An 11,530-nucleotide genomic window follows, 5' to 3' on the forward strand; every position below is an offset into this window, starting at 1 on the left:
GTCTCAGTCCGCACCGAACAGGTCGGGCTGCTCGGCACCAGGCGACGGCTCGGGCGACGGCAGCGCCGCTACGGGACGGTCCACTCGGCGGCGCTCACGTCCGTCCCAACGCCACGGGGTGACGAGCACGGCGTCGATGCCGTCCCGCCGTGCGAGGTGACTGATCGCCAGGCCGGGCACCTCCGGGTAGCAGCCCCATTCGCGCTCGCTCGTCATCACGACGTCCATGTCGAAGGTCGCGAGCAGCCCCAGGCACTTGGCGCGGGAATCGTCGTCGACACCGGCGAAGGCTTCATCGAGCGCGACCAGGCGTGGGGCATGCGGATTGGCCGCGGACTTGTAGTGAGCAGAGGCCGCGGCGAACAGCGGCACCGAGGCCACGAGCGCTCGCTCGCCGCCGGAGGCGGGGCCCGTCGCGGGCCGCCACTGGCCGTCCTGATAGCGCTGGATGGTGAACTCGTGCCAGGTGCGGTAATCGAGCGCCGTCGTGAGCTGCTCGTACCAGCCCACGGCGGGGTTCTCGGCGTGTTCGCGGGCGATCTGCCGCTGGAGGAACTCGCCGACGGCGCCGCGGTCGGCCTCGGACCAAGCGTCGACCGTCTGCCGCAGCTTGTCGCGAACCTGCTCGAGACCGTCGGGAGCGTCGCGGGCGCTGCGCCAGATCAGCCGGAGCCGCATGCCCGTGGACGTCGGGCGGGCGGCGAGCTCGTCGTTCATCGTGCGTACTTCGTCCTCGGCGGCGGCGATGAGCTCGTGCAGCGTGCCGGCGACCTCGTTGAGCAGGTGATTCTCGAGGATCTCGCGTTCATGCGCCGACAACAGCCGCGACCGGTCCTCGATCTCGGTGGCCAGCGCCGTCGTCAGCTCCGGGATCTCCCGGGTGCGGCCCTGGAAGACGACGTCCACGATCATCACCCCGGCGCGCAGGGTGAGCCCGACGGAGTGGCCGTGCCGCGCCATGGCGTCGGACAGCAGCTTGTGTTCCTCGGCCACCCGCTTCTGGACCCGGTCCCACGGCCCGTCGCCGTCGTCGACGTGATCGAGCGCAGCGTTCACCGTGCGCGCCAGCAGGACCGCCGGCTTCGCGGCCCACTGCTCGGACGGGTCGGGAACCTCCAGCTCGGGCAGTGCCACGCGGAGCAGGCCCGTGACGGCGAACTGCTGGAACTGCGCGACCGCGGCGTCTCGCTCGGCCTCCGCCGTGGCGATCTGCTCGGTGAGCGTCTCGCGCTCACCGAGCGCTCGGCCGCGGTTCTCGCGGGCCCGGTTCGCGGCGTCGCGAGCGGCGTGCTCGTCCTGGTCGCGTCGACGCAGGTCGTCGGCTACGGCGGCGAGTTTCCGGCGTAGTTCCTCCACGGCGTCGCCCACGGTCTCGTGCAGGACGCGGTACGTCTCGGCCGCGGCCGATGCGCGCTCTCGTGCCTCGGTGGCCGAGGCGGCGGCGTCCGCCAGCCGCTCGGCCGTGCGGGCCAGTTCCTCGGCCGCGGTCTGTGCCGTGTCGCGAGCGCCGAGGAGCGCCTCGGCCGCCGGCCACAGCCCAGCCAGCGCGACCCGGTACTCGCCGACGCCGGAGCGGACATCCGCCAGCGCAGGGGCGTCAGGCGGAAGGCCGACGTCGCCGGCGAACTCGGTGGCGCGCTCTTGGGCTGTCGCGAGCTGTGCTTCTCGCTCGTGTGCCGCCGCCTCGGCCGCCGCGTGCGCCTCGTGGTGGTCGCGACGGCGTTCGTGCTCGCCGGCCAGTCTCACGTGTGCCTCGCGCAGGCGTTGGTCTGCTGGGCGAGCGCGATGCTCGTCGTCGAGGCGGTGACGGCGCGCGGCCACGTCGTCGACCCCGGCGTCGAGCTCGGCAACGCGCGACTCGAGCTCGGCCAATTCCGCGCGCAGCCGCTCCAGCCGGGCGCGTCGGGCCTGCTCGCGGGCGCCCTCGCCGATGAACACCGCGTCGGTCTTGTGCCAGGAGCCGGCAAGGACGCCGTTGGCCCATCGCCCGTCGGACGTGACCCAGGTGCGCGGGCCGTGGTCGTCGCTGGGGCCCAGCCCGATCTGCCCGAGCACGGTGTCGACGAGGTCGTCGGACAGCGCCGCCGCCTGACCGTCGGCACGGTCGATGGCGGGGCGCAGGACGGCCCGGCAGGTCGCTCGTCCGGCCACCGGCCCGCCGGCCGCATCGCCGGACGCCGTCGCGAGGATGGTGTCGTCCGCACCGCGCAGCGTTCCGTCCGGTGACAACCACGCGTCCAGGATTCCGGCCGCTTCCAGCGCTGCCTCCACTCCGGCGCGATGCTCGTTCGGGATGCCGTCGGCGAAGTCGACGACGCGCCAGAACGGTGCGCCCGGCCGCTCGGCTCGGCCGTCGGAGTCGCGGGTGTACGGCACCGGGGGAGCATCGTGCCCGCCGGCCTCGAGTCGCTCGATCTCGTCGGCGATCCCTCGTGCCGCAGCCCGGCGGTCGCGCAGTTCGGCCTCCAGTTCCGCCTCGAGACGTCCGAGCTCGGTGGTCGCCCTCCGCACCGCCACGTCGACCGCTTCGGCCGCGGGATTGGCGCCGCCGACGTTGACCGCCCAGGCCTCCAGCAGCGACAGCACCGCATCGGCATCGGTCACGTGGAACTCGGACACGCCATGGAGGTAGGCCCGGTAGCGGCCGGACAGCTCGGTGGTCTCGTCGCGAATGGCCTGCTCCGCGACGGCGATGCGATCGGCATCGGTCTGCAACTCCGCGGTCAGCCGGTCGACCTCGCGCCGAGCCTGGTCGAGCCGGACGGACTCCGCCGCCACCGTGGCCAGGAGACGATCGAGCTCGTCGACGGCACGTGACTGGCGCTCGGCGAGGGCCGCGGTCTCGCGCCGTGCGGTGGCGAGGTCGGTCTCCCACTGGCCGGCCACCTCGCGGTGCGCGGCCGCGCACAGGGCACGCTCGGCCGCGTCCGTTGCCCTCGACCCGGCGGCTTCGAACGCCGCCTCCATCTGCCGTTCCCGGACGGTGGCGTGATCGGCCAGGTCGCGTCGCCGCCGGAGTTCGCCCTCGAGCGTGGCGCTGTCCGCCTCGAGCCTCGCGGCGTACTCGTCCAGCCGTGCCGCGTCGGCTTGCAGATGCTGCAGCCGCTCGGCGTCGCGCATCTCCGGGCTCTGCCGCAGCGCGTCGCGCCGCGCCTCGAGCCGGGCTCTGGCCTCGGAGAGTTCGGCCAGCAGGTTCTCCGCGGCCGCCAGGTCGCTCTGCGCCTCGGCGTGCCGCCGCTCAGCCTCGGCCAGGTCACGCCCCAGCCACTCGTATCGGCTCTGTGTCTCGCGCGGCCCCCGTGCCATGCGCTTGGCGGCCAGTTCCGCGTAACGGCGGTAGTGCCGCAGGAACTCGGTGGCCGCCTGTTCGGCGTCGCGCAGCCCGTCGATGGCCCGCCGCTCTTCGTCGAGCCCGCGGAAGGCTTCGGCGACGGTGCGGATCAGGGCCGGGCTGACCGGCTGGAGCGCCTCGGTCAGTGCCGAGGACAGCCGCTTCTCGTCCGGCTTCTTGGACAGCTGGGGCTGCCGGAGCTGGATGAGCAGGTTGACCAGTGCCTCGTACCGCCGTTCGCCGAGGCCGAACAGCGCCTCGTCCACGGCGCGCCGGTAGTCGGAGGCGCGGTCGTAGACCAGACCCCGGCCTTCGACGGCGTCACGGAGTCGCTCGCGGGTGACCGGCACGCGGCCGGGGCCGATCAGCGCCAGCTCCTCGCCGACACGCTGTGGGGTGACGATATACCAGTGCCTGGCGATGCCGCGATCCTTGACGGCCTTGAGCCCGCAGCCGATCGTCCGGAACTCCGGCTCGCCGTCAGGACCGATCCGCCCGAACTCCATCCAGGTGTACCCGGTGCGTTCAGGGTGCGGGTGCTTCCCGCCGAGCAGCAGGTTCCATTCCATCCGCTTCTGGCGGTCGCCGTCAGGCTCGACGCGGTGCGGCGAGAGCTCACCGTCGAGGAGGAACGGCAGCGTCAACGCCAATACCTTCGACTTGCCCGTGCCGTTGTTGCCGCGAAGCAGCAGCCGGCCATCGTGGAAGTGGAACTCCTCGGCGTCGTAGTAGAAGACATCGACCAGCCCGGCGCGCAGCGGCTTCCACCGCCGCGACGTGGGCATCGGGAGCATCGTCGGCGTCATCGTGGGAGCGGTCATCGCGGCTCCATCACCTCCGTGGAGCGGATGGTGGGTGCGTCGACGGCGAACCTGCCGATGGCAGGCAGGCTGCGGACGGTGTTCGGACCGGCCTCCACCAGCCGCAGCGCGACCAGCTTCTCCAGCGCGACGGCGAGCAGCTGTCGCTCCGCGCCCGGCTCGGTCACCCCTTTGCGCCAGTACGCCGTGTGCTTGCCGGCCATGCCGCGGACGAACTGGTGCAACTCGTCGACGGTGGCTTCCTGCCGCGCGGCGAGGTACTCGGCGACGAGGAGGGTGACGTGGCCGTCGGTGCGCTGCTCGGGCATGCGCACATCGGTCAGCTGGTCATCGGGGTCGACCATGGCGATGCCCTCGGCCCGGATCTCCGGCCAGAGTCCCGTGGCCTCGTGGATTCGGCGGGTGATGGCGGGCCGCTGCGATATCAGGTAGGCCCGCTCCGCGGGGTCGAGCTCGTCGTAGTAGACGACGGGGTCGAGCAGCAGCCGGCGGGTCAGCCGGCGGCGCAGCGCCTGGTTGCGCAGTTCGTCGGTGTCGGGGACCGCCTCGGCGGTCAGCGCCGTCAGCCGTTGCTCGAACGACTCGGCCGTGACGGTGGACGGCCCGCGGTTCCCGGTGAGGAGCGCGGCCAGCACCTGCCGCTCGATGTCGTAGAGAACGTCGCCGGCGACCGACAGGTAGGCGTCCTCGTCGCCGGCCACCTTGGCCAGCACGCCCCAGTCGACCAGCATCCGGACGACCGCCACGAGGTCGGACCGCTCGGACCGGTTGTCCATGGTGAACTCGATGCCGGTGGCCGCCAGCTCCGGTTCCGCCGCGAGGTCCAGCAGCTGGTCGGCCAGCGTGCCGAGCGTGGTCTGGGCGTCGGAGCGCTCGAGGACTGCGAGCGCCAGGCACAGCAGCACGTAGCGTCGGCGACCGTAAGGCTCACCGGCCCGGCCCCGCGCCGGGTGGGTCGCGTCCGTGGTCGTCGGTGTCGTCACGAACAGCCGGGCGGTCTCGGGATCGGCCTGGAGCCGCCACCCGGTCTCGCGCGCCAGCCACTCGCGCAGGTACGTCAGGTGACGTCGGACGGCGACCAGCGCCTCCGCATCGTGCTCGGCGGTCAGCAAGGGCTTGGCGAGCAGGGAACGCAGCGCCGCGCGCCGCTGGGCGGTCTCCTCGTCGAGGATCATGGCCCGCCCGCCAGGTCGGTGATCTCGATGAGGTGCTCCGGGCCGCGTAGCACTCCGTCCTCGGTGAGGATGACCACCTCGCAGCCGCTGCCGCCTCCGTCCTGCAGGAGCGACAGCCGCACCTCCATCGAGCCGTCGGATGTGGTCGTCTTGACCTCGGTGTCGCCGGGCAGGCGGGCGGCGAGCGCGTCACCGAGGAGGGCGAGGAAGAGCCGGAACGCACGGGTGTCGAGTTCGCCGAGTTGAGAGAGCCGGAGCGGGCCGTTGGTGGCGAGTCGGCGCCGCGCCGCTGCCAGCTCGGCCGCTTCCTGTTCGGCCTGCCGCCGGAGCAGTTCGCGAGCGGCCGACCGGTCCTCCACCCGATGCGGCCGGCCGCGTCGCTCGTAGGAGCCGGTCCTGCGCAGCTGTGGTGAGATGCGGATGGGCGGTGCCTGTGACCACGGCGTGGACGGTGGCGGTTCGGCCTCGTCCCACTCGGTCAGTGTGGTCGCGGTGACACTGAGGTGACGGGCTGGTGAGAGGCCGAACGCCGCGCGCCACAGGCGATGCATCGCGTCCTCGTCGGGGGCCTCGGCGAACCAGCGCGCCAGGGTGCGGAAGTCCGCGGAGCGGTCGGAGCGGCCGGTGCGGCGCTCGTTGAGCATGCCGACGGTGTCGATGAGCTGCTTGATCGCCGTGACGGCGGCCTGCCGCAGCAGCCGCGCCTGCGAAGGATGGCCGGCGTCGGCCGAGACGAACCAGTCACGCAGTCCCCGCCACCGGTTGTGCCACGTGGCCAGGGCGGCGTTCTCGGCACGCGCGTAGGCGTCGGTCTCGTTCGGTCCGTCCGGGACGGAGTCGAGCGCCTCGCGCCAAGCGGCCAGCCGCAGCAGCCGGTCGTGGTCGCGGGACTCCAGGTCGGCGAGCAGTGTCGCGATGCGAGCGCCGGAGTTGGCGAGGTCGGCGATGAACCGGTTGATGTAGTCGATCAGCCGTTCCTTGTAGGCGACGAACCCCTCGACATCGCCGTCGGAGAAGTCGATGGCGCGGCGCAGCGACGCCATGAACGCCTGCGCGTTGTCGGCGAGCGACGTGAAACGCTCGGCCAGCGACAACAACAGGCGGTGCGTCTTGGCGGGATCGGGCTCGGGCTGCTCTGCGAGCACCAGGAGCGCCGCCAGCTGCTCGGCGATGTCCTCCAGCGCCACCGACTGCAACGCACCACGGCGGCCGATGGCCTGCTCGTAGAATGCGATGGCCTGCTCCGCCGCGTGTCCCGCGGTCGTGAGCTGGTACAGGAAGCGCTTGCGATGGAAGTCCTCGGGCGACGTGGCGCGGCTGGTGTCGGGGTCGGCCCGCAGATTGCCCCACTGGACCAGCTGCTCCAGCGCCTGGACGAGCTGCTCGTCGCTGTCGTGCGTCAGCTCCGCGGCGACGTCCTCGGGCCGCAGATGGACGATGAACCGTTCCTTGGCGCGCGCGAAGGTGCGCATGACGCTGCGGTACAGCCCCGCGTTGGGCGCGTTGAGGTGAGCGAAGGGCTGGGCCGTCGACGCAACGGCGTTCGTCGGAGCGTCCGAAGCGGAGACGAGGTCCGCCCGGCGGCGCACCTCCGAATCAGACATGTGCACCAAGGTACTGGCTGGTTTCGGACTGCCGGCGGCCGCCCGAGGACCATCCAGGAAAAGAGGCGTCAGGACACCTCGTTTCCTGGATGATCACCAGTGAGAATGACGGCTCAGGCGTCGGCGACGGTGATGAGGACCTTCCCGGTGGCGCCGTCCTCCACGGCGCGGTGGGCGTCGGCCGTCTGCTCCAGCGTGAAGTGGTGCAGCGGCAGGCCGGCGTCGCCGCCGATGCGGAAGGCGCCGGCGGCGATCGCGGCGTTGACGTCGTCGCCGGCGGCGCGGAGCTTGTCCCAGCCGACCGTGTAGAGCAGCACGAACTGCAGCCGGGCGTTCAGGCCCATGTACTCGCGCACGTTGACGTTGAACGGCACGTCGCCGTTGTTGGCGTAGATCGCCACCGTGCCGCGCGGCTTCAGCACAGCGGTGTCGGTCGCGGCGTTGGCGCCCGCGGCCACCTCGACGACGAGGTCGACGCCGTCAGCGGCGATCGAGCGGACGGCGGCCGCGACGTCGGCTCCGCCGCCGTACCGCACGACGTGGTGGGCGCCGGCCGCGGTCGCCAGCGCGCCCTTCGCGTCCGAACTCACGGTCGCGATCACGGTCGCGCCGGCCCAGCGAGCGAGCTGGATCGCGGCATTGCCGACCGCACCCGCACCGCCCGCGACCAGCACCACGCGGCCGTCCAGCGCGCCGGGGCTCAGCCGCTCAGGCCCGTCCTCGGCGACCGTCAGCGCCCGGTGCGCCGTGATCGCCGGGATGCCCACCGCCGCGCCCAGCTCGAAGCCGGCGCCGTCGGGCAGGACGAACACCCGCTCCACCGGCACGACGGTGTACTCCTGCGCCGTCCCGCGGTCCGGGCGCTCGTGTGCCGCCAGCGTCACCCACACCCGATCGCCCACGGCCAGTCCGCCGACCCCGTCGCCCACCGCGTCGATCACGCCGGACCCGTCCTGGTTCGGCACCGACTCGGTCCCGGAGAAGGCGCCGTAGCCGCCGCTGCGCGACTTCCAGTCGGTCGGGTTCACCCCGGAGACAGCGATGCGGACACGCACTTCGCCGGGACCGGGATCGGGAACCGGCCGCTCGGAGAGCCGGAGGACGTCGGCGGGGCCGGACTCGTCGTGCACGATCGCCTTCATCTGGGTGTCGCATCCCTTCAACGGACGGTGCCTTCGATACGGCAACCGGCCATGGCGCGGCCACATTCCTCGGTGGCGGGACAGGACGCTAGAAGCCCCGGCGCGGAGTCACAACAGCACGCGCCGGGGCTTGGCCGGGGTCATCGGTGTTAGAGCACCTCACCCGCCCACAACCTATGTTAGCCGTTGACGGGATGAATGTCCGGATGTCACGCTGGTCGGCTAACTATATCGGGAATCCGCCCGGCGTAGTCCAGAGATGGGCTACCGGGCGGGCTGTTAGAGCGGTTCACCTGCTGGCCTCAGCACTTGGGAGGAATCCAGGTGAGTCAGAACGCTGCTGTGCAGGCTACGAGAGCTGCGCCAGCACACCGAGGTCATCGGCCAGATCTTGAGGGATCTGTGGCCGTTGGGTGTGGTGATCTCCTCGATTCTGGGTGTTGCCCTGCATCAGCTCGGCTGAGGTCGAGCCGCAGGGAGCGAACGGGGTCGGCTGCGGCCGGCCCCTTCGTACGTCAGCCGACGCATCGCCGATTCCTCTGGCCGCTCCTCCCTGTCTGCCCACATGTGAGAGCCGCACGACAGTACGGCGGCGCGGACAGAGAGGCATCACCATGGAATTCGGCATCTTCCTGCCGGTCGGGTTCGGCGGCGAGCTGGGCGCGTTCGACGACCCGGTCGAGGCGGCGGAGCGGGTCATCGAGCTCACGCGGACGGCGGAGGAGTGCGGCTTCGCGGCCGCCTGGCTGCCCGACCACCTGCAGACCATCCCGCCGTCGCCGGCGCCGATGTTCGAGTCGTGGTCGATGCTGACCGCACTGGCCCGGGACACCGAGCGCATCCGGATCGGCCCGCTGGTCAGCTCCAACTCCTACCGCAACCCCGCGCTGCAGGCGAAGATCGCGTCGACGGTCGACGTGCTGTCGCGCGGACGGCTGACGCTCGGCCTGGGCGCCGGGTGGTACCAGCCCGACTACGAGGCGTTCGGCTACGACTTCGCCGACGCACCCACGCGGCTGCGCCACCTGCGCGACGGCGTGCGGACGATCAGGGAGATGTGGCAGCACCCGACGACGTTCCCGCGCGGCGTCCAGCAGCCGCACATCCCGCTCATGATCGCCGGCGGCGGCGAACGCATGACGCTCAAGATCGTCGCGGACTACGCCGACGCCTGCAACGTCATGGTGTCGCCCGCCGACGCGGCGCGGAAGTACGCGATCCTCCGCGAGCACTGCGAGAACGCGAACCGCGACTACGACACCATCCTGCGCACCGCGACCACGGCCTGCCTCATCGCCGGCACGGACGAGGAGGCGCAGGCCGCGCTCTCGCCGGCGATGGGTGCGTTCTACCCGGGCGACTTCGCCGACTACCTGCTCTACGGCTCCGTCGAGACGGTCCGGGACCGCATCGCGACCTACGAGGAAGCCGGCGTCCAGCAGCTCATCGTCGGCTTCCACGAGGCCACCGACCCGGAGGCGATCCGGCGGTTCGCCAAGGAGTTCATCGGCTGACGGGGTCAGCGGCCGGCCGGCGCGCTCAGGGGAGCGACGCCGGCAGGCCGAACCGCGGCAGCAGATCCGGTTCGGCGAAGACGGTGACCCGCGCGATGCCCGCATCGGTCACCGTCAGCACGGCCATCCCGAACGCGGACCCGTCGCGGAGGTACGCGCCGAACGCCGGCTGCCCGTTGGCCACCGTCGGCAGCTTGCGCCAGTCGCCGGCCACGCCGACGACCTCGCTCATCAGGTACTCCACGCAGGCGACCTTGCCGGCGAACCACATCGCCGCGGACGGCATCTCGAGGACGGCGTCGGCCCGCAGCGCCTCCTCGAACGCGCGGGCGTCGGCCGTCGCGAACGCCGTCATGTACCGCTCCAGCAGCTCGCGCGCCCGCGGATGCGACGGCTCGAGCACGTCGTCCATCGACGGCGTCACCTCGCGCAACCGCGTCCGGGCCCGCTGCAGCAGGCTCTTCACCGCGCCGACCTCCAGGTCCAGCGCCGTCGCCACCTCCGCGGCCGGCCAGGCGAGCACGTCCCGAAGGATCAGCACGGCGCGCTGCCGCGGCGTCAGGTACTGCAGCCCGACGATCAGCGCGAGCCGCACCCCGTCCCGCACGACGGCGACGGCGGCGGGGTCCGCGGACTCCGGCGTGACCAGCGCGTCGGGCAGCGGCTGCAACCACGCCACACCGGCGGCCGGACTCTCGGTCTCGGAGAACCCGACGGGGACGGCGCGCCGGTCACTGCGCTGCAGCGCGTTGAGGCAGGCGTTCGTCGCGATGCGGTACAGCCACGTGCGCAGCGACGACCGCCCCTCGAACCCGTCGTACGAGCGCCAGGCCCGCAGGTACGTCTCCTGCACCAGGTCCTCGGCGTCGTCGAAGGAGCCCATCATCCGGTAGCAGTGCGCGAGCAGCTCCCGCCGATACGCCTCGGCCTGCCGCATGAACTCGTCGTCGCCGGTCATCGTCCTCCCATCGTCCCTCCCGGTATGGACCGGCGCGGGCCGGGAAAGGAATCGGACGACGGGTCAGTGGTACGACTCCGGCGGCGGCGCCGGCTCGAGGCCGGCTGGCAGGGCCCGGCGGATGGCGGCCGACAGGTCTGCGGCGTCCGTCGCGCCGCCGTGCACCACCTCGGACCGGTGCGCCGGCCGGACCCGGCGCGGGTCGAACACGCACCAGCCGGACCGCCACCGCCACGCCAGCCGGCCCTGCGCGTCGGCCTGGCGGTCGGGCCAGATCACCAGCAGGTAGCGCCACCGGTACTCGCCTCGTCGCCGACCCCACGCGACGAGCCGGCCCTGCACCCGCCGGCTCGACCGGTCGCCCATGACGATGGGCACGGCCGTGTAGAGGCCGGACGGCTCGGCGTAGGCCCGGAGCTTGATCTCCAACCGTCCTGGGTCGAGCTCGAGGAGGTCGAGCGGAGGATCTTCCAGCCAACGAGCAGACGTCATGACGCCAGTATCGAACAGGTGTTCGCATGATCGGTAGTTCGTCGCGCTCTGTGGCCGGTTCGTCACGGAACGTGCCGCTCGCCGTTCAGCTCGTCCAGGGGCGCAGCTTCTCCGGGTTGCGGACGGCCCAGACGCGGGTGATCCGGTCGTCGGCGACGTCGAAGGCCAGCACCGTCCCGGTGACCCCGTCCTCCTGCAGCACGAGGCCGGGCTGGCCGTTCACCGTCCGCTCCAGCGCGGTCAGGCCGGGCACGCCCTCGGCGATCTCCACCAGCGCGCGGGCGATCGCCTCGGCGCCTTCCAGCGGCTCGAGGTGCGCAGTGGCGAGGCCACCGCCGTCGGCGATCGCGACGGCCTGCGGGTCGAGCAGGCCGACGAGCGCCTCGATGTCCTTGGCCTCCCACGCCTGCTTGAACTCGCGGACGAGGTCGGCGCGCCGGGCGGCGGAGGCGGCCGGCCGCGCCGGCGTCCGGGCGGAGCGGAGCCGGCGGCG

General features: G+C 72.2%; 7 protein-coding genes and 1 pseudogene. 1 reads left to right on the forward strand and 7 read right to left on the reverse strand.

Annotated elements, in window-relative coordinates:
• Positions 1–3: 3 nt before the first annotated feature.
• The 4 genes from DY240_RS19935 to DY240_RS19950 form a co-directional block, all read right to left on the reverse strand.
• On the reverse strand, positions 4–4,152 hold the full coding sequence (locus DY240_RS19935; protein ID WP_199701833.1) for a TIGR02680 family protein: 4,149 nt from the start codon (positions 4,150–4,152) through the stop codon (positions 4–6).
• Positions 4,149–5,327 (reverse strand): TIGR02678 family protein, encoded by a 1,179-nt coding sequence (locus tag DY240_RS19940; RefSeq protein ID WP_119661596.1) that lies wholly within the window; start codon positions 5,325–5,327, stop codon positions 4,149–4,151. The genes DY240_RS19935 and DY240_RS19940 overlap by 4 nt, the downstream gene beginning before the upstream one ends.
• Positions 5,324–6,931 (reverse strand): TIGR02677 family protein, encoded by a 1,608-nt coding sequence (locus DY240_RS19945; protein ID WP_119661597.1) that lies wholly within the window; start codon positions 6,929–6,931, stop codon positions 5,324–5,326. Before DY240_RS19945 ends, DY240_RS19940 begins: the two co-directional genes overlap by 4 nt.
• A gap of 113 nt (positions 6,932–7,044) precedes the next feature.
• On the reverse strand, positions 7,045–8,073 hold the full coding sequence (locus DY240_RS19950) for an NADPH:quinone reductase (RefSeq protein ID WP_119661598.1): 1,029 nt from the start codon (positions 8,071–8,073) through the stop codon (positions 7,045–7,047).
• Positions 8,074–8,687: 614 nt separating this feature from the next.
• Between DY240_RS19950 and DY240_RS19955 the strand changes: the two genes are divergently transcribed.
• Positions 8,688–9,587: an LLM class flavin-dependent oxidoreductase gene (locus DY240_RS19955; protein WP_199701835.1), complete on the forward strand. Its 900-nt coding sequence runs from the start codon at positions 8,688–8,690 to the stop codon at positions 9,585–9,587.
• Between the two features lie 25 nt (positions 9,588–9,612).
• Here DY240_RS19955 and DY240_RS19960 read toward each other — a convergent pair whose 3' ends face one another.
• From DY240_RS19960 to DY240_RS19970, 3 genes and pseudogenes are all read right to left on the reverse strand, one after another.
• On the reverse strand, positions 9,613–10,545 hold the full coding sequence (locus DY240_RS19960; RefSeq protein WP_119661599.1) for a sigma-70 family RNA polymerase sigma factor: 933 nt from the start codon (positions 10,543–10,545) through the stop codon (positions 9,613–9,615).
• A gap of 63 nt (positions 10,546–10,608) precedes the next feature.
• Positions 10,609–11,037, reverse strand: coding sequence for a hypothetical protein (locus DY240_RS19965; protein ID WP_147375412.1), 429 nt, complete (start codon positions 11,035–11,037; stop codon positions 10,609–10,611).
• Between the two features lie 85 nt (positions 11,038–11,122).
• Positions 11,123–11,530 (reverse strand): annotated as a pseudogene (locus tag DY240_RS19970) (RNA polymerase subunit sigma-24); the annotation flags it as partial.

The organism is Jiangella rhizosphaerae (assembly GCF_003579925.1).
GTDB lineage: Bacteria > Actinomycetota > Actinomycetes > Jiangellales > Jiangellaceae > Jiangella > Jiangella rhizosphaerae.